Source organism: Turicimonas muris, assembly GCF_002221595.1.
GTDB classification, from domain to species: Bacteria; Pseudomonadota; Gammaproteobacteria; order Burkholderiales; family Burkholderiaceae_F; genus Turicimonas; species Turicimonas muris.
The window spans coordinates 709,520-735,968 of record NZ_NHMP01000001.1 but is presented as its reverse complement, the minus strand read 5'-3'; the positions used below and the strand labels follow the sequence as shown (position 1 = coordinate 735,968).

The window sequence follows — 26,449 nt, the reverse complement described above, 5'->3', positions numbered from 1 at the left end:
TTTGCTATCTGCTTCTTTCAGCCTGTACATCACTGCACACACCTTGCAGATTCGCTAGCTCTTCCCACTAGCGGGCGAGCTCGGGACTTTCACCCTTTAGATTGCACTCATGCCGAGCACACAAAAAGTCGGCGTTCAATTTAAACCCGGTATTTACCAGATCTACGGCGGTCTCTGGCCGCGCTGCAGAAATCCGGTCGGTCAAAGCGGCGGTGATTATATTAAAGCCTGTACACAGTATGCCAAGAAGATTGGCCTGCCAATCCTAACTTCTCATAAGGTCACTTCGATTATTCGTGAAAAACCTGACTCCGGCCGAGTCCTTGGTGTGGAAGTTGACTTAGGGAATGGTAAAAAAGAATACTGGAAAGCTAACAAAGGTGTAGTTGCAGCTGCCGGCGGCTTTGCAGCAAATCCGGAAATGTGCGCTTTCTTTGATCCGAGATTAACAAAGCTGAATACAACAAATCAACCCGGTTCAACCGGCGAAGTCCTTAAAGCAATTCAAGGCATCAATGGTTTAGCGGTCGGAATGGACTACATCCAGTGTATCCCTTGGACCGCACCGGGGTACAAGCACACCGCCGACATCTTCCAGGCTATCGAATACACTGTCTTCCTCAATAAAGAAGGAAAACGTTACGTTGCTGAAGATGCTCGCCGAGACGTGATCAGAGATGCAACTTTGGCCCAAACAGATCAAACCGTTTTTCCGGTCTGCGACGCAGATGGTTTCGACAAGAACAATGAGTATTACAACGAGATGAATCACCGCGCATTAGAAAACGGTACTCTTTTCAAAGCCGATACTATCGAAGAACTGGCTAAGCTTATTAACTTGCCTCCGAAGGAAATGGCTCAGACCATTAAGGAATACAATGAAATGGTTGATTCCAAGAAAGATCCTCTCGGCAGAAGCGAGTTAATGCTGAGCCACAAGATTGTAAAAGCACCGTTCTACGCAGGTCCTATCGGCATGTGCAGACACCACACTATGGGCGGCGCCAAGATTAACACTAAAGCTCAGGTAATCGACCGCGACGGTCAAGTGATACCGGGTCTTTATGCAGCCGGTGAAATTACCGGCGGAATTCACGGGTCTAACCGTGTCGGCGGAAATGCCATTGCTGATATCTTTACATTCGGAAGAATTGCAGGAGAAAATGCAGCAACCGGAAGTTAATTAGCACCATAGGCTGAATATGAATGGGCAAGAAGTTTTTCCTCTTGCCCATTTTCTTATTAAAAATATTTGAGTTAACCGTGTTAGAACAAAAGACCGGTGTTTCCTTGTTCTTCAGAAGTCAAAACAAAATCATCGAGCTGTTTATCAGCGTCAGTTTTGCCTGTTTCCTTCTGCTCTTTTCCAGAAATAGTCTGTGAATTTGAGTCAGCAGATACAGTCGGTTTCTCATCGGCTCTAGTGTCGGTGTTCTCGGAAACGCCGCCCTCGCCTTCGTTGGCACCCGGAACCTCTAGCTTCTCGTCAAACTTAGAAGGAAGCAGATCGTAGTAATTCCACTTGTTCGGGAGTTGTTTTCCTTTTCTTGCCCGCTTCATCTTGAAGGTCTCAATTAAGCGAGGTCCGATCGGATAAGTTTGTTCTTTGTTTCCTCGGCCTAAGCCGCAAGCAATCACTCCCTTAGAAGAAGACGGTAAAGCAGCAGCCAAGCGGTCGCCTTCTGCCAAAGAAATAAGAGCAACACCTCGGCCGCCGTTGGGTAAACTTCTCAATTCATCGATTTCGAAATCTAAGAATCTTCCGGCTTGAGTCAAAACGGAAACTAAAGTCTGTGCGTCGGTAAACATTCTCAACGGCAGAGGCTTGACTGTTTCGTCATTGAGCGTAAAGAACGTCTTGCCGCTCTTCTGACGAGAAACCATGTCTCCAAGTTTGCACCAGAACCCATAACCGTCACTGCTAGCCAAAAGAACTTTGAAATCAGAATCTCCGCAGACATAGCTGAAGGGGGCATCTTTATCCTGGAACTGGACAAAAGCACTCACATGCACACCGTCTCCTCGGCCGTTAGGCAGCTGAGACACCGGTACGGAATAAACTCGTCCGCTGTGAGCCATCACAATCAAATTATCAACAGTACGGCATTCGAAAGACGCCTTCAGAGAATCTCCAAGTTTGAACGAGAGATTAGCAGCATCACAACCGTGGCCTGTTCGAGCTCTCAAGAAACCTTTTTCACTAATGATGACAGTGACGGGTTCATCGGCAACTTTCTTGATGAGAGTTGCAGTTTGAGCCTGTTCAATTAAGGTTCTTCTTTCATCTCCGTACTTCTTGGCATCGCTTCTGATTTCTTTGCAGACCAAAGCCCTAAGTTTGGAATCATTATTGATGACATCCAACAAGGCGGCTTCTTCAGACTTCAGCTGATCAATTTCTTTTTGAAGCTTAATTTCATCAAGATTTGCCAACTGTCTTAATTTCAATTCCAAGATGTCTTCGGCTTGAGCATCCGTCAAACCAAAGGTCTTCATCAAGGCCGCTTTAGGATCTTTTGCCTCACGAATCAGTCGAATGACCTCTTCGATATTGACGATAATCAGCATTCGGCCTTCTAAGACATGAATTCTGCCTTGGACATCGTCCAAGCGTGTCTGAGAACGTTTGAGAACGGTTCCGAGCCTGAAGGTGCACCATTCGGAAAGTATTTCAACCAATCCTTTTTGTCTTGGCTTACCGTCAATACCGATAGCAACCAAGTTGAATTTACATCCGCACTCGAGACTTGTCTTGGAGAATAAGATGTTGACGAACTCATTTCTGTCGACTGCCTTGGATTTCGGTTCAAATACGATTCTTACCGGATTATCCGTATCGGATTCATCTCTTACGGTATCTAAGATACTCAAGAGGAGAGCTTTATCCTGCTGCTGTTTAGCCGACAGTGTCTTTTTGCCCGCCGGGGCTTTCGGATTTGTCAAAGAATCGAGTTCTGCAAGAACCTTAGCTGCGCCTACCTTATAAGGCAGTTCGGTTACGACTAATTGCCATTGGCCTCGGGCAAGTTCTTCGAACTCATAGCGTGCTCGCAGAAGAAGAGAACCGTAGCCGGTGGAATAAGCACTCTTGATATCTTTTTCAGAAGAAATAATTTGGGCGCCCCCTGGGAAATCAGGCCCGGGGATAAACTGCATCAATTCATCCAAAGTAATCTTCGGATTCTTAATAACGGCTTCAGCCGCATTAGCAACTTCAACCAAGTTATGCGGAGGAATTTCCGTGGCCATACCAACGGCAATACCGCTGGCACCGTTAAGCAAAATGAACGGCAGACGAGCCGGCAAAGTAACCGGTTCTTTAAAGGCACCGTCATAGTTCGGAACAAACTTAGTTCCTCCCTCATCAATTTCTTCAAGAAGCAGCTCCGAGTACTTACTCAGTTTTGCTTCCGTATAACGCATATGAGCCGGGCTGTCGCCATCCTGCGAACCGAAGTTTCCTTCGCCGTGGACCAACGGGTAACGCATGGTGAAATCCTGGGCCATACGGACCATAGCATCGTATGCTGCCACGTCGCCGTGAGGATGAAATTTACCGAGAACGTCACCTACGATACGAGCACTCTTAACTTGCTTAGCTTCGGCTACGAGTCCCATTCTTCTCATGGCATAGAGAATTCTTCTCTGCACCGGCTTTTGTCCGTCGGAAACTTCAGGAAGAGCTCTGCCTTTAACCACGGAAATAGCGTATTCCAAGTAAGCGCGGCTGGCAAAATAAGCTACCGTTAATTTGTCGCCGCCATCGTCATCATTGGTTAAAGCTTGCTCGACAATATCCGTCGGATCATTTGTCGGGACAATAGAAACCTCTCCGAGAGTCTTATCGATTTCTTCCAAAACTTCGGGGTCAGAGGTTTCGGCTTCGAAGTCTTTGAGTTCTTCAGTGCCGTCTGCCGAGGAGATTTCCGTTTCTTTAATATCTTCCTTGAGAGACTGCACTTCTCCTGTTTTTTCTTCTTCCTTGGTCATTTCTTCTTCGATGACTGGTATCTCTTGGGCTACTTCTTCAACGGCTGTCTGAGACTCTTGAGGCTCAGTTTCAGGATGTTCAGCTTCATCTTCGAAATCGAAGAGAAAACCGCTTCCATTGTCCGGAATGTCTTCTTCCTTAACCTCAATGACATTGGCTATCAGCTCTTTATCAGCCTTCTTTTTGCTCTTTGAATTATTTTTATCTGTCGATGCCATGATTAAATATCCGGTTCAAATTGATCACCATGGCGTTCAATCCAGCGTCTTCTGGATTCAGCCTCTTTTGCTGCCATCAGAATATTCATGGCAGATGTTGTGAGCTCTCTGCTGATGCCACCCAGACTCAAGGGCAACAGGCGTCTGGTTTCAGGATCCAGAGACGTTTCCTTGAGCTCTTTTTCGTTCATTTCGCCCAAACCTTTAAAGCGGGAAATTTCGATTTTGCTTTCAGGAACCTTTTCTTTCTTGAGCTTCTCTAAAGTCTTATTTAACTCTGCCTCGTCCAAGCAATAAATTCTTCTCTCTTTCTGCCTCCCAATCTTCGGAACGATAACTTTAAAGAGCGGCGAGACTGCGATATACACATGTCCTTCATCAATAAGTTTCGGAAAATGCTTATAGAAAAGAGCCGTCAGCAAAACTTCAATGTGAGATCCGTCAACGTCCGCATCGGCCATGAAGCAGATTTTGCCGTATCTCAGAGAAGACAAATTCGGAGTGTCGTCCGGACCGTGAGGATCAACTCCGATGGCCACTGAAATATCATGAATTTCTTTATTGCCGAAAAGAAGATTACGATCTACTTCCCACGTATTTAAAACCTTTCCTCTTAAAGGCAAAATCGCTTGGAACTCTTTATCGCGAGCCTTTTTAGCCGAACCGCCGGCGGAATCACCTTCCACCAGGAAAAGTTCATTTCGAGAAATGTCTTCACTCAAGCAATCAGTCAGTTTGCCGGGAAGAACTGCCACTGAAGAGCCTTTTCTCTTAGCGACTTTAGTGATGGACTTTTGACGAACCTGAGCTTGTTTAATAACCAACTCAGCTAACTTCTTGCCGTCTTCAATGTGGCTGTTAAGCCAGAATTCCATTTGAGGACGGACGAAAGCAGAAACGAGCTTTAGTGCATCACGGCTGATTAACTTTTCCTTAACCTGACCTTGGAATTGCGGATCCAAGACCTTAGCGTTCAATACAAAACTTGCACGCGTGAAAATATCGTCGCCGATGAGTTTTACACCCTTCTGAGAGAGGCCATGCTGTTCGATAAAGGACTTCAAGGCTTGAAAGATACCGTCCTTGAGACCTGCTTCATGAGTTCCGCCCTGCGGGGTTGGAATCAAGTTGACAAAGCTTTCTCTTTCTAAGCGACCTTCTTCGGTCCACACCACGACCCAGCTGGCACCTTCGCCGGCGGAGAAGTTTTCATCATCGTCTGCAGCAAATCCTTCGGCTTCGAAGGGACGAATTTCAGGGGACTGATCAAGCTGCTCTAAGAGGTATTCTCTTAAGCCGTCGTTATATTTCCAACGCTGGTGAATATCTTTTTCTTCGTTGTTGTAGACCACCTCACAGCCGGGAAGCAAAACCGCTTTACTTCTGAGTAGTCTGACCAAGGCTTCCGTGGGAATTTTTGCCGAATCAAAATATTTAGGGTTCGGCCAGCAGCGCACTCTGGTTCCGGTTTCTTTCTTTAGTCGAGGAGATTTAACGCTGACAAGACTTTGGACAACGTATCCGTTTTCGAAAACTATCGTGCTTTCGAGTCCCTCACGCCAGACAGTAACTTCCAACTTGTCGGATAAAGCATTGGTAACGGAAACACCGACACCATGCAAACCACCGGAGAATGAGTATGCTCCGCCGCTAGTCTTATTGAACTTACCGCCAGCATGCAAGCGAGTGAAGACAACTTCGACTACCGAACATTTTTCTTCCGGGTGGATACCGATAGGAATTCCTCGGCCGTCATCTTCTACCGAAACCGAACCGTCAGCGTGCTGAGTCAAAATAATCTTAGTTCCGAAACCGGCGAGCACTTCATCACTAGCGTTATCAATAACTTCCTGGATGATGTGCAGCGGATTGTCGGTTAAGGTATACATTCCCGGCCGCTGTTTTACCGGCTCAAGTCCCTTCAGAACTCTAATGGAAGACTCGGAATAATCTTGGTTTGTCTTATTAATTTCTTCTGCCATGCTTTAAAGGAAGTGGTTATGGTCAACTACTTTCGAACCTGTTATTTTACCTCGCAAATCAAATTTACAGAGGCCTAGAAATTCGGTTAGAATTGCGAGACTTGGCTCCCCATAGTTGAATGGATACAACGCGGTCCTCCTAAGACTGAAGTACAGGTTCGATTCCTGTTGGGGAGGCCATGACATGTTGACATTGCGAGCTTATAAGAGAATCAAGAAACAAGCTCTACAAAAAGCACCACTTACTCATCTGTGGATTTCTGCGCAGAATTTAACAACTCTTAGAGTTCTTTCGAGCGCGTCCCGAAATCTGACTCCAAACGAGGAAGAGACATCGATTACGCTCTTGATTGGCTCGCTTTAAGCTTTTCGTTCAAGCTCTGAGAGCTGACCGCGCATCCGGTCAAGTTCAGTACGGCAAGCAGACTCATCAACGCAAAGCTGGACCAGAGTAACCGTGTCGCTCGTCAAAGTTTATCTAATGTTTTCCTCTGAGCTTAGCCATGTTGGCCCTGTCTGTTATGCCTCTTGCTCTCATGTACTTAATAGCCCTAGCATCGGTTTCTCTGCTCTACTCAACGTAGTTCAGTCAAGCCTCTTCGGTAAAACCAGACTCAGAAAAGCTTAAGAACATCTTGAACTTACCTCTTCTGTGTCGGGCTTTTTGAACCTGTTCAGCAAAAGTAAAAGAAGGGGGGGGGCAAACAAAACCCGTACATCGTTGCTCATCTCTACGCCGCAAGTGTGGGAGACGATAGAGTAAATGAAGCGAACCCACTGGGAGAATGGGCGAAATGGCGAAGGCAAACTTTTGGGGACAGCGTTCCCATCAAGAAGATAGGCCTCAAATAACGGACAAACTTCTCATGCATCGGATGTCTTTGCTCAAAAGGAGTTTGTCCCAGGACTCGATGGAATACTCCCACCCATTTGAGAGATGATGCCGTTGGGTTTTAACCTCTCTTTTACCCGTCGTTTAAGTCTACTTTTTCCAACAGATTCCGACTGACATCAATCAGTATGTCGAGGTAGAGATGCCCGCTTTCATGCACTGTTCAGCAATGAACCAACGGACAATCGTTTAGGTATCCGGGAACCAATCACCCAGGTTGCTTTGTGATAGACTTTTCTTGCCGTCGTTTGACCTGGGAGCCCTCTGTCTGTCATTCGCATCAAGGTCCAACGTCCTGGTGCGTCCGATGGCTTTCTTCGCAGGTTTGGAGGAGAATCGATCCACCTCCGAGGTAACGCCATCATGGTGGACTGTCTGACTGGTACCTGCGTTTTCTCCTTTCTTCCCCAGATTTATCCCGCGGTGCTTTGTGATAAAGTGTAGCCAGAATCCAGTTTAGAAGGAAACGCCTTCTTGTAATCGGCAGGGGGGCTCACAAGAATCTCTGCTGTCTGGTTCTTTAGCTTTTCTTCGCCGGTTCTAAAGAGAATCTATCCACTTCAGAGCTAACGCCATCGTGCTGGACTGTCTGACTGGTACCTGCGTTTTCTCCTTCCTTTCCCCGATTTATTCCCATGTTGCTTTTTGATAAACTCTGCCCTAGCCCGTTTGACGGTAGATAACCTCCCGTCTTAATTCGCTCATAGGCCTGTCTAACTTGACCGTTCGGGCTTTCATCGCGAGTTCGGAGAAGAATCGATCCGACTCCGAGGTAACGCCATCATGGTGGACTATCTGAATGGTACCTACCATTTTCAGATCTCCTTTCCCAACTTTACTTGTTTGTGACAGTCTATTCTGTGGTGATATCATGTCAGCATAGGGCGGGGAGTCGATCACTTTTTGGTTGATCATCATAGCCGTATACCGTCCCTGTGGACGAGCTCGTTAAAGTAGAGAGAGGGAGGTTCCTCACGGCGGCATATTCTCCGTTCTTTTTATTTTCACTGTCTCCTCGTTAGGAAGAGAATAGGGTTTTCCCATTATGCTCATCCCCCGTCACCAGGACGGATGAACACGAGGAGATTTTCTTCTTTGCTTCCTGCACCCCCCCCTGTTTTTTTTAAATATTACTTAGGTAAGTAGAAATTGTTAGCGGCTGATGTTGATAAGGTGTTGTCGCAGCGCTTCATGTGATGGCTTGGGAAGAGAGTTATCCTGCTTTCATGCTTCGTACTGCCTCTTTCACTCGCTCAATGCCAGTTGTAAACAAAGCGAGCTGTACAGTCAGCCTGCGACATATAAGTTGTCTATACGTTGTTTAGAGTATGGACAACTCTTGCTCTTAATTAGAGTTAACATTAAAATTTTCCTAAAAGGATGGGACGACCCGTCCTTAGCCTCTGTCTTGAAAAACAGGGGTTTTTGCTTTGGGGAACTCTTTAAATCGAGAAATTTTCTTTGAAGCTTTGAGATTTGTTATTAGGAGAATAACAGCCTGATAGGAAAATCAACTTCTTGGGACTTCTTGGGAAGAATACGTTCGGCAAACTCTAAATGTCAAACATTAGTCTTGCTAAATATTTAAAAGCTATTAATTTCTATCTATTTCTGCTAACTTCCGCTATTTCACAGCTATTTATGACTTACGCTCAAAATTGACGGAATTTTGTCACCGAAATGTAAAAAATGATATTATTTGCCAACTAGAGATTTCCCTGATATCCCTTAAATGCGTCGTTCATTATTAGTCATTTTGCTTGTTGCCTTTATGCAATCGGCTTTTACTGCCGAGAGAACTGTCGTTACAGCCGGCTCTTTTGCCCAAGAGAAACTTCCCCTAAGTTTCCCAGTGGCCAGAACCTGGTTATATGAGAGAAGTGACAAGCTTAAAGCAAGATCAGCCGCGGTACGAAGCAAAGAAGAAGCTCGAGAATCTATCAAAACACTAGGCGGTCCGACCGTCAGTGTCCAGGCCGTTCAAATCGCCGGCCAAAAGAAGATTGATATTCATAAAGATATTTCTTTGCCTATGCTCGGCTCCATTCCTATTGGCCTGGACGAAAAGTATTCTTTAAACGGTCCTCGTGCCGCAGCAACGGCAACTTGGCCGATTTATACAGGCGGCAAAATAACTGCGGCACAAGAAGCAAGCAAATATGCGATTGATGAAGCTATAGCTAATAAACATCTGACTTCCGAAGAACTTGATGCACAATTAGCGGGTTACTATTTCGGACTCCAACTAGCGGTTTCTGTAGAAAAACTGCAGAAAGCCATGCTTGACCAGCAAAACAAAGAACTTCAAAAAGCTATGAAATTCGAAAAGCAAGGCATGATCAGCAAAGTTGAAAGAATGTCAGTTCAAGTCTCTCGAGACAACACACACCGAGAATACCTAAAAGCAAAGGATAATGTCAAAGTCGCCACGCTTCAGCTCTCACGACTTTTAAGAGAAGAACAGTTCGGTAAATTGACCACACCCCTCTTCGTTCTCAAAGGACCGATGAAACCTCTCAAGTACTGGGTTGACACTGCTCTGGCTTCCAACCCTCAGCTGGCCGTTATCCAAGCTCAGGCAAATCAAGCTAACGAAGGAATTAAGGCCGCCAAGAGTGCCTGGGCTCCACAAGTTTTTGCTTTCGGTCAATATAACTTTATTAAGCATTACCAGACATTAGTGGAACCGAATTGGATTGCCGGAGTTGGAGTCAATTTCACACTTTGGGATGCCAAAGACAGAAGAGCCTCGGTCAGAAGCGCAGAAGCCACTTTAGAACAAGCCGAAGCAGGTAAAGCCGAAGCAGTCAATGCCGTCAGAACAGCCATTGAAGTTGCTTGGCTGAAGACTCAAAATGCGATTGATCAATACAAGCTCAGTGCTTCCACCGTTACATTGGCTAGAGAAAATCTGCAGTTAAAAAATAAAGGTTTTGATGAAGGCCTAAATACAGCTCTTGATGTGACGGAGGCCCGCTCTCAGCTTCTTAAAGCCGAGGTAGGACGCCGTCTCGCAGCCTTTGAATTTGTCTCAAATTATGCAATGCTTCATGCAATCGCTGGAAAAATGGCAGACTTTATGAATGCGGTAAACGACAAGAACGTTATAGTTGAGCAATAACATGACAGAACAAAACAAGAATAATGCTTCTGCAGAAAATCCTCCCAGCAACTTTCAGCAGGAGATAGAAACCGATGAAAAGAAATCTTTACGTTTCGGAACCATTCTTCTCCTTGTACTATTAATTGCCTTAGTTACTTTTATTGTTTGGGGCATTTATCAGGCGGCTTTCCCGCCCAAACCTCCGCTCCAGGGTCAGATGGAATCACGCACGGTCAGCGTCTCCTCCAAGGTTCCAGGCAGAGTACAGAAAATTCTTATTCAGGAAGGGGACTTTGTCACTGCCGGACAGCCCGTGGTTGAAATGCATCTTCCCGAGTTAGAAGCAAAACTTGCTCAAGTAGAAGCCCAAGAGCGGGCAGCAAAACAAAAGCAAAGTCTTGTTGATGAAGGTGCAAGACCGCAAGAAAAAGAAGCCGCTAAGGCACAATGGCAAAGAGCCGTTGCTGCCGAAGAGTTAGCCCGCAAGACTTACAACCGCATCGCCGCTTTGTATAAGGACGGCTTAGTATCGGCTCAGAGATATGATGAAGTTAAAACCAATTGGACGGCTGCAACTCAACAAGCATTAGCTGCTAAACAGCAATATGAAATTGCTGAAATCGGCGCCCGTCAGCAAGAAAAGAATGCCGTCGCCGATTTAACTTCTGAAGCGGCAGCCGGCGTTGAACAAGTAAAATCTTTGACTGAGAGCAAGACACTTTACTCTCCGATTGACGCCCAAGTTGAGAAGATTATCTTTACTGACGGAGAATTAGCCGCTGCCGGCTATCCAATCGTTACTTTAGTTAATCTCAATGACCAGTATGCCACATTCAATATCCGTGAAGCGCAGATGCCGGGAATCGAAATCGGCAGAATTCTTCAGGCTACCGTCCCTGCTCTCGGCGATAAAAAGATTGCCTATAAGATCTACTACATCAGTCCGCGAGCCAACTATGCCACTTGGAGAAGTACACGCCAAGACTCCGGTTACGATATGAGAACGTTTGAGGTACGTGCCCGTCCCATGACAAAAGTGGACGGCCTTCGTCCCGGCATGAGTGTTTTAGTTCAAAAGTAGTCGCTTATGCGCTCTCCTATTGCCTGGCTTAACGCCGTAACCCGCACCACTTTTCGAGAAATTAAGTGTCTTGTTAAAAATCCCGGAGAAGTCTTGGTGACTTTTGTTTTCCCATTGGTATGGATGCTTGTGGTCTGGGGACTTTTGGGGAAAGGCGTAATCGAACAGGTCCCGGTTGCCATGGTTGATAACGACAACACAAGCGTATCACGCCAAGTTGCCTTGGAATTATCCTCTATCCGCGCCATCAAACCTGTAGTCATCAACACCCAAGCTGAGGCCCTCGAAGAACTGAAAAAAGGAACGGTTTATGGCATCATCTCTATTCCGTTCGGCTATATGAAAGATACTCTTTCCGGCCGAGGATCCTCAATCTCCGTCTATTTGGACGAAAATCGATATGCCGTAGCCGGAGGTATTCAAGGTGATATTTCGGGCCTGATGTCGGCTCTTAAGCTTCAGCAAACTGCAAAGTCTTCGTTAGCCACTGGAATCGGACCTGCCGGTGCGAGACGTTTAGTTGAAGTCGTTCATTCCGACTTCTATGCTCTCGGCAACATGGGAATGAACTTCAACGCCTTCTTGGGGAGCAACTTAATTCCAGGTGTTTTGTTTCTCGGCTCCATGTTTTGCTTTGTGACGGCCATTATCCGAGAAGATTACCGAAACAGCATCAAAGACTGGTTGGATAATGCAGACAACAGCATGACAGCAGCTTTAGTAGGAAAACTTGCTCCTCATTACTTCATTTATTCTCTCATTATTCTTTGGTATCTGGCTTTGTTTGCCGGCCAAGGAGGGTGGGCTCCAAGCGGTTCTTTATTTGTATGGTTTGCTTCGGCTTTAATGTGCTTGGCTGCTTTCTTAGGCGCTGCCATTCTTATCTGTGCCATTGCTCCGACCTGGCGATTTGCATTGGTCGTTGCCTCCGGTTATGCAGCCCCTGCTCTTCCGTTTACAGGATTTTCCATTCCGACGGACTCGATGAGCCCTGTTGTCCAATTCTTTGCCGAACTTCTTCCGCTTACTTGGTTTATTAGAGGGCAATCTCAGCAATGGGTAATGGGAGCTAATGTCCTTGACATGGGTGAAATTTTTAGCTCCCTAGGATTACTCATCATTATTCCATTGATTTTCGGCATCCCTTTGCTGAAAAGAAAATATTTTCGTAAAGAAAAAAATCTCAAAGCTGATCCAGTCAGTCTTCTTTCGATATTTAACAAGAAGAGGTCCTCATGAAATCTTGCGGATGGACCCACTGTTTTTTAGAGACCGTTAAGGAGTGTCTGACCAACCTCTCCTGCTTTTCGTTCTTCTTAGTCGCGATTTTCTTTTATTCTTTTTACTATGCTTGGCCGTACACGGCTCAGCTTCCGGATCATATCTCTACAGTGGTAGTGGATTTGGACAACACTCCGATTTCGAGAGAACTTATCCGAGGTTTACAAGCCGTTTCTCAAATAGATGTTAAAGGCGTCAGCAACAATCCAGATACGGCTATTCGAGATTTAAAAAACGGAAAATTTACGACTCTCATCACCATTCCGAACGGCTTTATGAAAGACGCCATTACCGGCGTCCCTACGGCCCTGGAATTAGTTTCTAACGGAGCTTTTATTGTAAAGGCTCGCTCCTCTATAGCAGGCGCAGCAGGTCCTTTGCAGGAGATAGCTTCTACCGCGATTGCCGCCCAATTGATTAAACAGGGAGTACCCATCAGCACGATTGCAGCAAGTGCAAATAAACCGCCTGCCGTGATATTTCAGCCAATGTACAACACGGTCTCGGGATACTTGAACTTTGCAGTACCAATCGTATTCTGCATTATTTTCCAAACGGTAACTTTAGCCGGGGTAGGAACACTCATTAATGAATGGTTCTGCGCCAAGCAGATGCCCTTCCCTTTAGTCCGTGCCATCCAGAGTCTTCCTTATTTGTTTGCCCTTTATCTACCGTTTTTCTGTATTCTGCTTTTCTGGACGCTGTTTATTGAAGGTGCTTCCTTTGCGTGGCATGGCATTAATTCGTTCCAGAATATTCCGGCGACATTGGCAACCTGCGTCTTTTTATCCATGGCGGTATGTGCTTTAGCTTTAGTAATTGCTTTTGCCTTTAAACGGGCGAACTATGCCGTACAAACCGTTGTTCTCACATCTCTGCCTTGCGTATTCATCACCGGCGATTTGTTCCCTCTGCAGAATATTCCTGATTACATGAACATAATCGCCTTCTTTATTCCGTCTACGCCGGCAGTGCATGCCATGCTAAGAGCTTCACAGGCCGGTGCCTCAATAGGTCAAATCATGCCGCACTTGCTTCATTTACTTGGCTTGACGGTATTTTATTTGACTATTGCTTATTTGATAGCCAGAACCTACCGCAACGACTACGAAGTCATCAGCAGCCCGTACTCTTTGAAGACGGTCAAAGGACAGACTATTCTTTCAAGCAAATAATTTAACTTACGGAGCCGAAATAATTAGGCAAAGACAAGCTCGGAAACAAACTCTCCTAACTTGAATTCTTTGTCCTCAATTATTTTTTGGGTACAGCGAAGCGCCTCGCTGAAAGCAAACATCGCCACGGAGAGAGAAGTAGGAAAAAGTTCAGGAATTGAGGACCTTTCTCTGGCATTTATCTGCCTTTTTTGTATAAGGGCTTATTTTTCATATAGTTTATTTTTTAGTTAATAGGTAAAGGAAACGGGGGTCGGTATTAAGGGAAATACGTTTGCTTTTGGGATTTTAGTATAATTTTTGTTAGCTAGTTAGAGGAGAAAAAGAACCGCTGAAGTAACGCCCTTCGGTCTAATTCTGTTCCAGTAGGATGATTTGTGAGTAAAGATATGACTATGCATTCTAAGACAAGCGCGAGCTTTCCGTCTGTAAGAAAGCCGAGTGTCTGCATTCGTCCGCTCCGTAAAGCCGTCTTTGGAACAAAACCTACTGGACTACAAAAAACTAAAACTCACGCCGTGCGCAAACATACCCCTAATAAAGAAACTAGGAAAACAATCGAAAAAGCTCTTCGAAGTGAAGATGTCTATGGTCCTTTTTCAACTGTAAAAGAACTGATGGCTTTTTTAGATGCTTAAATCCTCATGCCCCCTCAGGCCCTCCCAGAAATACATCTTAGAGCACCTGACCATTCTTCTCTGATGTTATCCTCGGCTCAACTACAGGAACTTCAAAAATGGTTAGAGACGGCCTCTTTTTAGTAAGAATATACGGTGAAAAACATAATGACCACTGGGCCTTAGTGTCTTTGGATTTTGGCGTTGCCGCACAAGGCAAAACTGTAGAAGAGGCCCTTTCACGGCTTGATGAGCAGATTAAAGAATATATTTATGACGCTACTGTGGGAGAAGATAAAGAGTTTGAAAAAGAGCTTCTGTCTCGTAAAGCTCCCTTAGAATTTTTTGTTAAATACTACTGGTTTAATATCAAGAAAACAGTTACAAGCCACCTTAAAAACAAAATCGCCTGTGTTCAACCTTTTCAGCTGGCGGCATAAGCTCTGTCTTTCCTCCCCTAAGCTGCAGAGATGTCGTAAGGATTCTAACCAACCTAGAGTTCAGTCCGAAGAAAAAGAACCTCTACGTCTCATGAGAAATGGTCTAAGACCGTTAACGGGCAGCGGTATGTTGTCACGGTAGCCCAACACGAAGAACCTTTCGATGCGTTTCTAGTTTCTTCAATGTCAAAGCAGGCCGGAGTATCTAAAAAAGATTTTTACAATGCTAGAGGCTGATTAGGCACCCTGAGGGATGCCGAAGGTAAAGACAAGCCACACTGAAATCTTTCTACTCGAGAATACTTTATTTTTTCAACGATGCGTACAAGTCGAAATCATCCGAATCCTCGACAACGACTTCAACCATGTCTCCTGGTTTAACTTCCGGCTTTCCTTCAATGTAAGTAACGCCGTCAATTTCCGGGGCTTGGAACTCAGAACGAGCGATAGCCACATGGTTTTCCTCATCGTATTCATCTACGAGGACTTTAAGTGTCTGACCAACGTGTTTCTTCTGAACTTCTCTAGAAATATCAGCTTGAAGCGCCATCAATCTTTCGCGTCTTTCTTCTCTAACTTCTTGCGGCAAAGCACCGGGCAACTCATTAGCGGCTGCTCCTTCAATCGGTGAATAGGCAAAAGCCCCCACACAATCCAACTTGGCTTCTTTTAAGAAATCGAGGAGATACTCGAACTCTTCTTCCGTTTCTCCAGGAAAGCCGGTAATGAAGGTAGAACGAATGGCTATTTCAGGACAAATCTTTCTCCATACTTCAATTCTTTCCAAGTTCTTTTCGCTGCCCGGTCTCTTCATCGCTTTCAGTATGCGAGGATGGGCATGCTGGAACGGAACATCCAGATAAGGAAGAATTTTCTTTTCCGACATCAAGCCAACCCATTCATCTGCGGAAGGATACGGATAAACATAATGCGGCCTTACCCAAACTCCAAGCTTGGCAAGCTCTTCGAAAAGCACATTAATTTTGGTTTTAACGGCTCTTCCGCCGATAAAGTCCAACTTATATTTGACATCAACCCCGTAGGCAGCCGTATCCTGAGCAATCACAATTAACTCTTTAACGCCGTCTTTAACCAAATTCTCGGCCTCACGAAGAATAGAGCCGATTGGTCTGGAGACTAATTTTCCGCGAAGAGACGGGATGATGCAGAAAGAGCAATGGTGATTGCAGCCTTCCGATATTTTCAAATACGCATAATGCTTCGGCGTTAAAAGAATTCCGCCGCCGGGAACTAAACTGTCAAACGCTTCATGCGGGGGAGGAAGGTTTTCATGAACCATAGCCAACACTTTGTCGGTTTCTTCCGGGCCCGTTACTCCCAACAATTTAGGGAACCTAAGCGCAACAAAGTTGCCTTCTTCGGTTTTCTTACTGCCTAAGCAGCCCGTGACGATAACTTTACCGTTTTCCGCCAAAGCCTCTTGAATAGCTTCCAGGGACTCTTGAACCGCAGAATCAATAAAGCCGCAAGTATTGACGATTACCAAATCAGAATCTTGATAAGTGGAACCAATAGCGTAGCCTTCAGCGCGGAGGACCGTGACAATTCTTTGGCTGTCTACCAAGTTCTTAGGGCAACCTAAAGAGACAAAACCAATGCGAGGAATTCTTTTTCTTATCATTTACAAGTTACTTTACCAATGGTTTGTTAAGGGTCTTAGCGACGTCTTCATAACCTCCTAAGTTCTTAACATTTTTGTATCCATTCTTCTCGAGGATGCTCTTAACAGCTTCAGCACGCCTGCCGGATCGACAGTAAACCAAGACGGTGTCGTCCGGCTTGATATTGAAACTCTTAAACTTCTGTAAAAAATCAGGAGAGTGGTAGTCATCGACGAGAGCACCTTCAATTTTTCCTGTCTGATTAACTTCAGGCAAAGATCTGACATCCAAAACATATTCTCCGGCCTGTGCGCTCATACAAATTCCAAGTGTAAATAAGACAATTGATAATTTCTTAATCATAGCTAGTCCTGCTTTGTGCAACGTATTGCTCAACTAACGTGAGCACTTGTTTAAATTCATTCTGGGTCGTAAACAGAAAGAGCTTTCCCTTCAGTCCAGCCTGTACGACAATCTTATTGAGATTAGGATTTGCTCGGACGGAAACAATATCCTTCCACTTGAATTCTCTGCTTCGAGAGGAGTGTTTGTTCATATAAAAGTTATGACGAACTCCGAACAAAGATAAAAAAAGGCTCAATACCAACTCTATCTCAGTATAGAGGGGGCACGTTGATTGTCTGAATTCAGAGTAAACACCGAATTTATCAATGCGATAAAAGATTTGACGGTGCGGCTTAAGGATCAAAATAATGGAGCAGATAAGAAATGCCAAAAAAGGCAAAATCACAAGAACCCAAGGACTGTCTAACATTAGGTCAGGATCGACTGCATATAAAAAGGCCACAGCACCGGCAAACGCTGCACTACCCAAAGCCCAGTCAATAAATTTCAGCTGCTTAAAAGCAGGCTGAACGTAATACCATTGAAATTCTTGAAAATCTTCCTGATTTGCGGCCTTATTGTTTGTAGATGACTGCGCCATGTCTTCCCGTTACTTTATCTCGCCTATAACTATAAAATCTAGCAGGATCACTGTAAGTGCTTAATCCCGAATCATAGACTTCGTTCACGCCTGCAAGTTTAAGGGTTTCGGAGGCCAAACCCGAGAAATTTAAAAGAAAACCTTTTGGATCTGAAATAAAGTATTTATCCGCAAAGGGAGCCAATTCGCTTCTAAAAAAGATATCTTTGACATCTTGCTGCACCACAAAATTCTCGACATCTAGACACGGGCCAATCCAAGCCATTATTTCGACCGCGGAAGAACTTAACCTTTCTCTCATTTTTCTGACGGATTCTTGAATCACGCCTGCGGCCAATCCTTTCCAACCGGCGTGGCAGGCACAAACGATTTCTCCGTCTTTTGAACATAAAAGAATCGGCAAGCAATCCGCGGTCATCACTACACATCCGACATTGGATTTAGTTGTAAAGCTTGCATCTGCATCTTCGGCATCAGAGATAATTTCATCAGCTTCCAACACTCTTGAGGAGTGAACTTGATTCAGGAACCTCAGATCTTTGCATCCCAGACTTTCTACGATTTCACGATTTTTTCTGACACAGTAAGGGCTGTCGCCGACATGTTTTCCTAAATTCAAACCGTTAAATCCGTCAACACCGCCATAAGCACCGGCAGAGACTCCACCGTTTCTGGAAGTAAAGAAAGCCTTAACGTTCTTCGGAGCGGGCCAATTCGGTTCGATCAGTTCAATCGAGGGTTTTTGAAAATTACTCATAGAGCTTTAATCCTTTCTCTTCTCTATTTTCCAGACGGAATAATCAGTTGAATCTTCTTCGTCTCCGAAATCAAAATCATCCCAGGAGGAAATACGTCCTACGGCTTCTTCGTTCGGTGCGAAGTCATCGGCTTCGGAATCCAAGACAACAACCGGATCGCCGAAAACTTCCGTCGGTCTATCCCAAGGACCAAATCCTAATTCATCCATAACATCGGTAAAGTCCTGTGGCGGCTCAGCAAACCATTCCATCACCTCTCCGGTTAGCGGATGAACAAGGCCTAATCTGCTGGCGTGCAATGCTTGGCGATTAAACTGCGAAACCTTAGTTCCATCATCTTTCGGAACCGGAAGTCTATTGCGATACAAAGGATCTCCGATCAACGGGAACCCGATGGATTCCATATGAACTCTGATTTGGTGCGTTCTGCCGGTCTGCAGGCGGCAGGCAACCCAAGAGTAAGGCTTACCGTTGACTTCAGTGAACTGAACGAGTTTTTCTCGGGTAAGAGCGTTCTTGGCCCGTGCAGACTTACCGACAATAAACTTAATCGGGTTTCGCGGGTCTCGTTCGATTGAAGCATCAATAATTTTATCGACTGGGGCCCGGCCTCGTGTCAAAGCCCAATATTCTCTTTTTACGGTTCTTTCTTGAAGCTGTTTAACTAAGCTCAGCTGAGCTTGCTCAGTTTTAGCAACCACCATCAAACCGGAAGTTTCTCTGTCCAAACGATGGACTACACCGGCTCTCGGCAGTTTAGAGAAAGATTCGTTATAGGCGAGCAAGCCGTTAACCAGCGTATCATTCCAATGGCCCGTTGCCGGGTGAACAACTAAACCTGCCGGCTTATTGATGACGAGGATGGAATCGTCCTCGTAGACAATGTCTAAATCCATCGGAGTCGGTGTAAACGGACAGTCCTCCGGACGGCTTTTAACCGTAACATCTACCTGCTGGCCTAAAAGCAGTTTTTGTTTCGGCTTGGAAACACTTTCACCGTCAACTAAAACGTCCCCTTCTTCGATGACGGTTTTAAGCCGTGAGCGGGAAAAATCCGGATAGCGGGAACTCAAAACCTTATCAATACGTTCTCCGTCTTCTTCTATAGAGACGACAAAAGAGAATTTTTTGTCGGTTTCTTGTTCGAGCTCCTCGACATCCTCCTCGTACTGGCTATAATCCAAGGAACTAAAATTATTATGTGGTTCTGACATATGTCATCCTTAAAATCAACTTTTAAGCGCACTCTCTTAACGATTGCGATGGGTTCCGTTATTCTAACCACTGCGTCATGCAGTTGGCTTAATTCCATTGAGGATCCGACTGAAGGCTGGTCTGCGGACAAGTTATATGTTGAAGGCAGAGACAATCTGAATGAAGGGAACTGGGAAACGGCCCGCGACTACTACCAAAAATTGGAAGCCCGCTACCCGTTCGGCAAGTATGCCCAGCAAGCTCAGATTGAGACTGCTTACTCTTATTTCCGTGAAAGAGAAATGTCTCAGGCCATTATTGCCTGCGATCGTTTCCTCAGACAGTATCCTGATCATCCGCTCTCCCCTTACGCAATGTATATCAAGGGCGTTGCCACATTGGACGAAGATGACGGATGGATGAATTGGCTGACAAAACAAGATCTCTCTAAAAGAGATGCTCAAGCTGCCAGAGATGCGTTCGATATCTTCAAAGAATTGGTTGAACGTTTCCCGCATAGCCGTTATGCCAATGATGCCAGAGAACGCATGTATGAATTGATCCATGCGCAGGCACAGTATGAAATCAATACTGCTATGTATTACTACAAGCGAGATGCATATATTGCGGCCATCAACCGCTGTCAAACCGTCCTAAACGACTTCCAGAGCACCGACCAAGCTGAAGAAGCATTACAAATTATGAAAGACAGTTACAAAGCACTCGGAATGGAAGATAAAGTCAAAGACATTGAGCGTATTATTGAAGCCAATCAAAATCGTCCCTCCAAGAAGACTGTGCAGCACATTATTCAAGCACCGCAAGTGGAGGCCCCGCAATAATTTCTTTTAGGATTGTTGATGAAGGTTAACGTCAAGGCCCTTATTTCTATTCCCTTTATCATTTCGGCAGCTGTCGCCATGACCGGCTGCCGAACAGTCCCGCAGAATTCTCAGGACATGACGTGCGAGGATCTCAATTATCTTGCCGATGAAGCTGTAGAAACCAAAGGTGTGCCGTTTTTTCTTTCACAGCTCCAATATCCCGGAGACTGGCGTACTTGTTCCGAAACACCTGAGTTCATTGATTGGATTAAAAACGAGAGCCGCAGACGCATTCATCATGCCGGCAAAGACTGGGGAGAATTAGTTATGCTCCGCTATTTTGCCAAAGATACTCATCAGGAAGAATACAAAGTGCGAGCCGTCCTTGGAGAATGTCTGAAGCCAAAGCCGACCAAAGAAATCACTCTGCATTTCATCGAACTGCATCCTGACGCCAACGATAAACCTTTTACGGTTGAAGCCAATTTAACAGGCCAAAGACCTCAGGATAAAGCCGCCCGTATTCTTTGCGGCTACGAAACTTATCCAGCCAAATCCAAGACAGATGACATGGCTGCACGTTGGAAAAGCTGTCAAATCAAAGGAAAACCAGAGTAAAGCCTAAAACTTAACTTCACCGATTTTGTCCTGTTTCTCCAGACTCATTTCTTCGAGAAATGCAAGCGCGTTTTCGAGTCTTGCGGTACGGGCAAAATCAGGAAGACTATTCCAAATCATTGCGCCATAACTCTTAGTCAGAAGACGCTTATCGCAAATAATGAGCATACCTCGGTCGTTCCGATCGCGAATAAGACGCCCCGCACCCTGCTTTAACAGAGTAATCGCTTCAGGGAGGAAAAGTTCCCGGAAATGATTCTTATTCTGACTCTTAAGCCAATTAGTCTTTCCCTTAATGACCGGATCATCCGGCGGCGGGAACGGGATCTTATCAATGATGACCATAGAAAGTGCTTCGCCTTTAATGTCCACCCCTTCCCAGAAACTCATAGACCCAACCAAAATCGCATTTCCGTGCTCTTTGAACTGGCGGATCAGTTCGTTCTTCGGTGCATCGTTTTGCACCAGAATCGGAATGGTTTCATTGGCCCTTTCAGCCTGAACTTTTAAGGAATCCGAGATCTTCTGCACTGCCCGAAGCGTTGTACAAAGAACAAAAGCTCGGCCTCGGTTTTTCTGAAGCAGAGGCCAAATCTTTTCCGCTACCTCATCGGAAAAATATGGTGCATTCGGCTCGGGAATATCCGTGGGGACGTAAAGCATGCCTTGAGAAGCGTAGTGGAAAGGACTTTCCCAGCTGTGTGTTTCCGCATCTTCTAAGCCCATGTCGTCCGTGAAGTGATGAAAATCGTTTTCAACGGACAATGTGGCAGAAGTCAAAATCCATGGCCTGTCCATCTCCTGTCGGTACTGTCTGAACTTATCGGCATAAGAGAGTTTGGTATCTGAGAAAGTCACATTCTTGGGCGTCAGATTGAACCATTTGATAGAGAACTCATCGGGCTTTCTATCTTTCTCAACAGTCTCTTTGAGGGCTTTTTCCCAATAATTAAGCTTCTCGAGAATCTCCTCTCCGGTTTTTACGGCTAAGGTAATTTCTTCGTTGTCCTGAGCGAATTTTTTCAGCGCCTCAATAAATCCTTGAAGCCCTAAAGCTAATTTTTGGATAGGCTCGGCCATTAAAAAAGCATCGGTAAATTCATCCAAAGACTTCTTTGATTCTTCTTCCGCACCAAGTATGGTCGCTTTTAAGCGAACATCGTTGCAGCGATTAAAGATTTTTGTCTGATAGTCTTTCCACTCATCTCCCTTCGGCACCAAACGAGCTGCCGTAACATAGGCGTCTTGGGCGAAGTTCTTAACTTCAGACATTGAGATGCTTTCTGAGAAGAAACTTGTTGCGATGCTAGGTAATTGGTGAGCCTCGTCAAAAATAACCATATCGAAATCAGGAAGAAAGTCCACGAAGTCTTGATCATTGAGCTCCATGTCAGCTAGAAACAAATGATGATTGATGATGAGAACATCTGCTTCGCGAGCTTTTTCTCTGGCCTTCATCACAAAACAGTTTTCGTAGTCCGGACAGTTTTTGCCGATACAGTTTTCGGAGGTACTAGTAACCGCGCGCCAAATTCCCGAGCTTTCCGGGACCGTTGTAATGTCGCTTCTTTCTCCGGTTTTCGTGATTTGCACGAATTTTTTTATTTCGAGCAAATGCGCCAGTTCTTCTCTTGTCGTGCTGGCGTTTTCGACCATCGCATGTTCGAAACGGGAGAGACAAATATAGTTGGCCCGGCCTTTTAAAACGGCAATTTTTGCCCCCACGCCGAGGGCTGTCAGCACGGCTGGAACGTCTTTCTCAAAAAGCTGGTCCTGAAGCGTTTTTCCGGCCGTAGAAATCAGCACTTTTCCTCCATGGATAATGCAGGGAACAAGGTATGCAAAAGTCTTACCGGTTCCGGTGCCGGCTTCCACAACCAGACTTTGCTTTTTTTCCAACGAATCTGCAACGGCCTTAGAGAATTCGATTTGCGATTGTCTGGGGGTATATCCTTCAGTAACATGAGCAAGACAACCGTCCGGAGCAAAGACCTTTTCAACTTCTGCTTTTAATGTTTTATCCATGGACGTCTCCTAAGAGAGGAATTTTAACATTGAGGATTTTCTGAAGTTGTCACGGTTTTTGACAGCAAAAAAGCCATGCTGAAATTTGGATTTTATTTAGTCAGCACGGCTCTTAATTGTTTGAATGCTAAGGCTTAAGAGTGTTCATAAGGCTTTTTTGATTTTGCTCTTCTCTAAGCTTTAACTGACGCTCGTATTCTTTGGCCCTCTCGGCTCTCTTCTTAGCGTTTTCAAGTTTACGTTGTTCGATGGCCTTACGGCGTTCTTCACGAGCAGCTTCTCTTTCCTGTTCATCCATAGACGGAGGCGACGGCTGATTTGCCTCACGCTCTTCTATACGCTCCTGACGCTGTTGTTCTCTTTGAGCAAAAGCATGTTCATTAGCCTGCTGCTCTTCCGGTGTAATTATTCTCGGTTTAGCCGTAGGAGCGTGCCCTGAAGACTTTCTGTCGGGCAACGGACGCTCAACCTTCGAGTCAACAGTCTGAACACCGGACAAATCGATATCACTGTCAGCATCTTCGGAAACCTTCTTGGCGGCCCGAGGATTCTTGATAATGGCTTCCTGTCGAGCGACCCATTCTTTGCGCTGCTCTTCTTTGGCGAGACGGGCAGTTCTTGCTTCGTTGGATTTTTTCACTCGAAGGAAATCGCGAGCAGTTAACCAAACGGATTTGGCTTCAACCTTCTTTTCTCTGACGAAACGACTGTTGTCAATGAGACAGGAATTAACAAAAAATTTACGGTAGCAAAGCTTATCTTCCTGTTCTTTCCATGCATCCAGATCTTTCAGTTCTTTTTTGTAGGCCTCAATCACCTCGTCAGCGATAGCTTCAGAAGTAATCGACTGAGGCGGAAAACGTTCCGAGAACGGGACAGGATTGAGTTCGACCGCATAAGAGGCCGAGGATAAGCCTGCAAGTAAAATAAAAATAATTAATTTCTGTCTCATGTTATTTATAGGTTAATAGCACCTTTATTTACAGCAAGAGCCGCTTCCTTGACTGTCTCACTGAAAGAAGGATGTGCCTGACAGATAAGGGCCAAATCTTCGGCAGCAGCACGGAAAGCCATGGCTTGCGCAGCCTGGGCGATTAATTCACCTGCGCAGACGCCGACAATATGAACACCTAACAGCTCATCCGTTTTTGCATCAGCCAAGATCTTAACAAAACCATCGGTCTCATCGGAAGCTCGGGCTCTTCCATTTGCCGCAAACGGCACTTGACCTGATTTGTATTCTCTTCCTTCATTCTTGAGCTGCTGTTCAGTCTTGCCTATCCAAGCAATTTCCGGTTCAGTGTAAATCACGGAGGGAATCAGAGTTAAATCAACGTGTGCTTTTCGGCCGATAATGCGTTCAGCTACCGCCACCCCTTCTTCTTCTGCTTTATGGGCAAGCATCGGGCCGCGTACGGCGTCTCCGATGGCCCAGACACCCGGAAGATTGGTTCTGCATTCTTCATCGACCTCTATAAAACCGCGGTCGTCTAACTTCAAACCAACTGCCGGTCCATCCAGAGCCGCGGTATTCGGAACACGTCCGATAGAAACGATAAGTTTTTCAACCCACATTTCCTGAAGCTTGCCTTCGGAATCTTTGTAAGTGACGCTGACTCGGTTATCTTCGGTTTCAACTTTTTCAATGCGGACACCAAACTGCATCTTGAGACCTTCTTTGGTGAAGATCTTCAAGGCTTCCTTAGAGACAGCAGAATCTGCCATAGAAAGCAGGGAAGGAACTGCTTCCAAGATACGCACTTCAGAACCTAAGCGATTCCAGACGCTTCCCATTTCCAAACCTATCACGCCGGCGCCGATAATACCTAAGTTCTTCGGAACTTCCGTCAAAGACAGAGCACCTTCATTCGAAAGAATAAGTTTTTCATCAAATGGCACATCGGGAAGCTGACGTGGAACACTGCCCGTGGCAATAATGACATTATGTGCAACTACGCGCTCATTAACCGGTTCCCCAACGGCAAGAATATATCCGTCATCACATTGGCTGACGAAAGATCCTCTGGCATTGAAGAATTCGACTTTGTTCTTCTTGAAAAGATAAAGAATACCGTCATTGGTCTGACGAATTACTTTTTCTTTTCTTGCCATCATCTTGGCTACGTCAATTGCGGGTTCATTGACCGTAATACCGTGGACTGCAGCTTCCTCTTTAATTTTTTCAAACAAGCCGCTGCTTGCGAGCAAAGCCTTGGACGGAATACATCCAACGTTGGTGCAAGTACCACCGGGAGCAGCTTTTCCGTCTTTTTTCCATTCGTCAATGACACAGACCGTCATTCCGAGCTGAGCAGCACGAATGGCTGCTACGTATCCGCCGGGACCGGCGCCGATAACGGCAACATCAAAAACTTTCATTTCAGACCTCCAACTCCTTAGATATCAAGCAGTAATCGCGCAGGATCTTCCAATGCATCCTTCATAGCGACCAAAGCCAAAACGGCTTCTCTGCCGTCGATAATTCTATGGTCATAAGACAGAGCAAAATAGTTCATCGGGCGAATCACAATCTCGCCGTTTTCAACGACCGGACGCTGTTTAGTGGCGTGAATGCCAAGAATGGCTGATTGCGGAGGATTGATAATCGGAGTTGAGAAAAGCGAACCGAATACGCCCCCGTTAGAAATGGTAAATGTTCCTCCGGTCAGTTCACTTAACTCGAGTTTACCGCTGGCCGCACGCTTGGCGAAATCAGCGATTTGACGTTCAATCTGTGCAAAGCTCAATTGGTCGGCGTCTCTAAGGACTGGGACAACCAATCCTCGCGGGGAACCGACGGCTACACCGATATCGATGTAGTTATGGTAAATGATGTCGCTGCCTTCAACGGAAGCATTAATAATCGGGTACTGCTGAAGAGCGTAAACAGCAGCTTTGACAAAGAAACTCATGAAGCCGAGTTTTATGCCGTATTTTTTCTCAAAGCTTTCTTTGTATTTTGCTCTGAGAGCCATTACCGGCCCGAGATTAACTTCATTGAATGTCGTCAGAATGGCAGCGTCGGACTGAGATTTAATCAAACGCTCGGCAACTCTGGCACGAAGTCTGGACATCGGAACGCGCTTTTCCTCACGCAGAGAAGAAGGCTGAGCAGAGACGATGCTTTGCAAAACGGGAGCCTGCACTTGCACAGATTTAGCTGCAGGCTGCGGATGTGTGTTTCGAACGTCTTCTTTGGTAATTCTTCCGCCTTTACCTGAACCCACAACATCAGCCGGATTCAAGCCTAAATTTGCCATCATCTTGGCTGCGGAAGGCATTACTTTAACGGACGGTGCGGCAGTTTCGGCTGCAGCAGCAACTGCAGCTGCGGCGGGTGCTGTTGGCTGAGGAGCCGATGCATGTTGGATCGGTGCCGGCTGCTGAGGAGCAGCTTGTTTCGGAGCAGAAACTTCTGCGGAAGCAGCTGCAGAGGTATCAATAGTTGCCAGCAGCTGACCGCCTGTTACGGAAGCTCCATTGCCTTGCTGAATGGAAACGAGCACGCCGGATTCCGGTGCGGGAACTTCCATCACAATTTTGTCTGTTTCAATTTCAATCAGCACTTCATCGGCGCTGACGCGGTCCCCTACTTTCTTTTTCCATTCAATTAAACTCGCTTCGGAAACGGACTCTGAAAGTTCAGGAACGACTACTTCAATAATGGCCATAAGTATTTCTC

20 protein-coding genes and 1 tRNA gene are annotated in these 26,449 nt (G+C 45.6%); 10 read left to right on the top strand and 11 right to left on the bottom strand.

Features of this window, described 5'->3' with window-relative positions; genetic code table 11:
* Positions 1-109 precede the first annotated feature (109 nt).
* Positions 110-1,183 (top strand): flavocytochrome c, encoded by a 1,074-nt coding sequence (locus ADH67_RS03325; protein ID WP_236578470.1) that lies wholly within the window; start codon positions 110-112, stop codon positions 1,181-1,183.
* An 83-nt stretch (positions 1,184-1,266) separates the two neighbouring features.
* Here ADH67_RS03325 and parC read toward each other — a convergent pair whose 3' ends face one another.
* Both parC and ADH67_RS03315 read right to left on the bottom strand, forming a co-directional pair.
* Positions 1,267-4,209, bottom strand: coding sequence for a DNA topoisomerase IV subunit A (gene parC, locus ADH67_RS03320; protein ID WP_066591650.1), 2,943 nt, complete (start codon positions 4,207-4,209; stop codon positions 1,267-1,269).
* A 2-nt stretch (positions 4,210-4,211) separates the two neighbouring features.
* On the bottom strand, positions 4,212-6,191 hold the full coding sequence (locus tag ADH67_RS03315) for a DNA topoisomerase IV subunit B (protein WP_066591646.1): 1,980 nt from the start codon (positions 6,189-6,191) through the stop codon (positions 4,212-4,214).
* A 105-nt stretch (positions 6,192-6,296) separates the two neighbouring features.
* Between ADH67_RS03315 and ADH67_RS03310 the strand changes: the two genes are divergently transcribed.
* The 7 genes from ADH67_RS03310 to ADH67_RS03275 all read left to right on the top strand — a co-directional run bounded on the left by ADH67_RS03310 (position 6,297) and on the right by ADH67_RS03275 (position 14,780).
* Positions 6,297-6,371 (top strand) — tRNA-Arg (locus tag ADH67_RS03310).
* A 2,444-nt stretch (positions 6,372-8,815) separates the two neighbouring features.
* The gene (locus tag ADH67_RS03300; RefSeq protein ID WP_236578469.1) at positions 8,816-10,204 is read left to right on the top strand and encodes a TolC family protein; all 1,389 of its coding nucleotides are present in this window, start codon (positions 8,816-8,818) and stop codon (positions 10,202-10,204) included.
* A gap of 1 nt (position 10,205) precedes the next feature.
* Complete coding sequence (locus ADH67_RS03295) at positions 10,206-11,267, top strand: HlyD family secretion protein (RefSeq protein WP_066591642.1); 1,062 nt, start codon at positions 10,206-10,208, stop codon at positions 11,265-11,267.
* 6 nt (positions 11,268-11,273) lie between these two features.
* Entirely contained in the window at positions 11,274-12,506 is a 1,233-nt protein-coding gene (locus ADH67_RS03290; RefSeq protein WP_066591639.1) for an ABC transporter permease, read from the top strand.
* The gene (locus tag ADH67_RS03285) at positions 12,503-13,723 is read left to right on the top strand and encodes an ABC transporter permease (protein WP_066591636.1); all 1,221 of its coding nucleotides are present in this window, start codon (positions 12,503-12,505) and stop codon (positions 13,721-13,723) included. The genes ADH67_RS03290 and ADH67_RS03285 overlap by 4 nt, the downstream gene beginning before the upstream one ends.
* Before the next feature lie 377 nt (positions 13,724-14,100).
* Positions 14,101-14,361 (top strand): hypothetical protein, encoded by a 261-nt coding sequence (locus tag ADH67_RS03280; RefSeq protein WP_143597716.1) that lies wholly within the window; start codon positions 14,101-14,103, stop codon positions 14,359-14,361.
* A 98-nt stretch (positions 14,362-14,459) separates the two neighbouring features.
* Positions 14,460-14,780 carry a type II toxin-antitoxin system HicB family antitoxin gene (locus ADH67_RS03275; protein ID WP_066591629.1) on the top strand — a complete coding sequence of 107 codons (321 nt, stop codon included), beginning with the start codon at positions 14,460-14,462 and terminating at the stop codon, positions 14,778-14,780.
* 304 nt (positions 14,781-15,084) lie between these two features.
* Here the strand turns inward: ADH67_RS03275 and rimO are convergent, their stop codons facing one another.
* The 5 genes from rimO to ADH67_RS03250 are packed head-to-tail and all read right to left on the bottom strand — an operon-like array spanning position 15,085 to position 19,320.
* Positions 15,085-16,422, bottom strand: a complete 1,338-nt coding sequence (gene rimO / locus ADH67_RS03270) for a 30S ribosomal protein S12 methylthiotransferase RimO (protein WP_066591626.1) — start codon at positions 16,420-16,422, stop codon at positions 15,085-15,087.
* 7 nt (positions 16,423-16,429) lie between these two features.
* Positions 16,430-16,765, bottom strand: coding sequence for a rhodanese-like domain-containing protein (locus tag ADH67_RS03265; protein WP_066591623.1), 336 nt, complete (start codon positions 16,763-16,765; stop codon positions 16,430-16,432).
* Positions 16,758-17,348, bottom strand: a complete 591-nt coding sequence (locus ADH67_RS03260) for a hypothetical protein (protein ID WP_066591620.1) — start codon at positions 17,346-17,348, stop codon at positions 16,758-16,760. Before ADH67_RS03260 ends, ADH67_RS03265 begins: the two co-directional genes overlap by 8 nt.
* Complete coding sequence (gene pgeF, locus ADH67_RS03255; protein WP_066591617.1) at positions 17,323-18,105, bottom strand: peptidoglycan editing factor PgeF; 783 nt, start codon at positions 18,103-18,105, stop codon at positions 17,323-17,325. Before pgeF ends, ADH67_RS03260 begins: the two co-directional genes overlap by 26 nt.
* A gap of 6 nt (positions 18,106-18,111) precedes the next feature.
* Entirely contained in the window at positions 18,112-19,320 is a 1,209-nt protein-coding gene (locus ADH67_RS03250; RefSeq protein ID WP_066591614.1) for an RluA family pseudouridine synthase, read from the bottom strand.
* Here ADH67_RS03250 and ADH67_RS03245 point away from each other — a divergent pair, their 5' ends adjacent.
* Complete coding sequence (locus ADH67_RS03245; RefSeq protein WP_066591611.1) at positions 19,321-20,142, top strand: outer membrane protein assembly factor BamD; 822 nt, start codon at positions 19,321-19,323, stop codon at positions 20,140-20,142.
* A gap of 18 nt (positions 20,143-20,160) precedes the next feature.
* Entirely contained in the window at positions 20,161-20,742 is a 582-nt protein-coding gene (locus ADH67_RS03240; protein WP_066591609.1) for a hypothetical protein, read from the top strand.
* Positions 20,743-20,745: 3 nt separating this feature from the next.
* On the opposite strand, the gene ADH67_RS03235 is transcribed toward ADH67_RS03240, so the two are convergent.
* The 4 genes from ADH67_RS03235 to odhB all read right to left on the bottom strand — a co-directional run bounded on the left by ADH67_RS03235 (position 20,746) and on the right by odhB (position 26,438).
* Positions 20,746-22,767 (bottom strand): DNA repair helicase YoaA, encoded by a 2,022-nt coding sequence (locus ADH67_RS03235; RefSeq protein ID WP_066591606.1) that lies wholly within the window; start codon positions 22,765-22,767, stop codon positions 20,746-20,748.
* A 127-nt stretch (positions 22,768-22,894) separates the two neighbouring features.
* Positions 22,895-23,719, bottom strand: a complete 825-nt coding sequence (locus ADH67_RS03230) for a hypothetical protein (RefSeq protein ID WP_066591603.1) — start codon at positions 23,717-23,719, stop codon at positions 22,895-22,897.
* Between the two features lie 5 nt (positions 23,720-23,724).
* Positions 23,725-25,146, bottom strand: coding sequence for a dihydrolipoyl dehydrogenase (gene lpdA / locus ADH67_RS03225; protein ID WP_066591601.1), 1,422 nt, complete (start codon positions 25,144-25,146; stop codon positions 23,725-23,727).
* A 17-nt stretch (positions 25,147-25,163) separates the two neighbouring features.
* Positions 25,164-26,438, bottom strand: a complete 1,275-nt coding sequence (gene odhB / locus ADH67_RS03220; protein WP_066591598.1) for a 2-oxoglutarate dehydrogenase complex dihydrolipoyllysine-residue succinyltransferase — start codon at positions 26,436-26,438, stop codon at positions 25,164-25,166.
* Positions 26,439-26,449: the final 11 nt, after the last annotated feature.

What these genes read in the sequence shown, in the direction of transcription:
- ADH67_RS03295 (WP_066591642.1), top strand. Translation starts at nt 10,206, where the DNA reads ATGACAGAACAAAACAAGAATAATGCTTCTGCAGAAAATCCTCCCAGC.
- ADH67_RS03290 (WP_066591639.1), top strand. Translation starts at nt 11,274, where the DNA reads ATGCGCTCTCCTATTGCCTGGCTTAACGCCGTAACCCGCACCACTTTT.
- ADH67_RS03325 (WP_236578470.1), top strand. Translation starts at nt 110, where the DNA reads ATGCCGAGCACACAAAAAGTCGGCGTTCAATTTAAACCCGGTATTTAC.
- ADH67_RS03285 (WP_066591636.1), top strand. Translation starts at nt 12,503, where the DNA reads ATGAAATCTTGCGGATGGACCCACTGTTTTTTAGAGACCGTTAAGGAG.
- odhB (WP_066591598.1), bottom strand. Translation starts at nt 26,438, where the DNA reads ATGGCCATTATTGAAGTAGTCGTTCCTGAACTTTCAGAGTCCGTTTCC.
- ADH67_RS03250 (WP_066591614.1), bottom strand. Translation starts at nt 19,320, where the DNA reads ATGTCAGAACCACATAATAATTTTAGTTCCTTGGATTATAGCCAGTAC.
- ADH67_RS03235 (WP_066591606.1), bottom strand. Translation starts at nt 22,767, where the DNA reads ATGGATAAAACATTAAAAGCAGAAGTTGAAAAGGTCTTTGCTCCGGAC.
- ADH67_RS03315 (WP_066591646.1), bottom strand. Translation starts at nt 6,191, where the DNA reads ATGGCAGAAGAAATTAATAAGACAAACCAAGATTATTCCGAGTCTTCC.
- pgeF (WP_066591617.1), bottom strand. Translation starts at nt 18,105, where the DNA reads ATGAGTAATTTTCAAAAACCCTCGATTGAACTGATCGAACCGAATTGG.
- ADH67_RS03230 (WP_066591603.1), bottom strand. Translation starts at nt 23,719, where the DNA reads ATGAGACAGAAATTAATTATTTTTATTTTACTTGCAGGCTTATCCTCG.
- rimO (WP_066591626.1), bottom strand. Translation starts at nt 16,422, where the DNA reads ATGATAAGAAAAAGAATTCCTCGCATTGGTTTTGTCTCTTTAGGTTGC.
- ADH67_RS03275 (WP_066591629.1), top strand. Translation starts at nt 14,460, where the DNA reads ATGGTTAGAGACGGCCTCTTTTTAGTAAGAATATACGGTGAAAAACAT.
- ADH67_RS03300 (WP_236578469.1), top strand. Translation starts at nt 8,816, where the DNA reads ATGCGTCGTTCATTATTAGTCATTTTGCTTGTTGCCTTTATGCAATCG.
- lpdA (WP_066591601.1), bottom strand. Translation starts at nt 25,146, where the DNA reads ATGAAAGTTTTTGATGTTGCCGTTATCGGCGCCGGTCCCGGCGGATAC.
- ADH67_RS03260 (WP_066591620.1), bottom strand. Translation starts at nt 17,348, where the DNA reads ATGGCGCAGTCATCTACAAACAATAAGGCCGCAAATCAGGAAGATTTT.
- ADH67_RS03245 (WP_066591611.1), top strand. Translation starts at nt 19,321, where the DNA reads ATGTCATCCTTAAAATCAACTTTTAAGCGCACTCTCTTAACGATTGCG.
- parC (WP_066591650.1), bottom strand. Translation starts at nt 4,209, where the DNA reads ATGGCATCGACAGATAAAAATAATTCAAAGAGCAAAAAGAAGGCTGAT.
- ADH67_RS03265 (WP_066591623.1), bottom strand. Translation starts at nt 16,765, where the DNA reads ATGATTAAGAAATTATCAATTGTCTTATTTACACTTGGAATTTGTATG.
- ADH67_RS03240 (WP_066591609.1), top strand. Translation starts at nt 20,161, where the DNA reads ATGAAGGTTAACGTCAAGGCCCTTATTTCTATTCCCTTTATCATTTCG.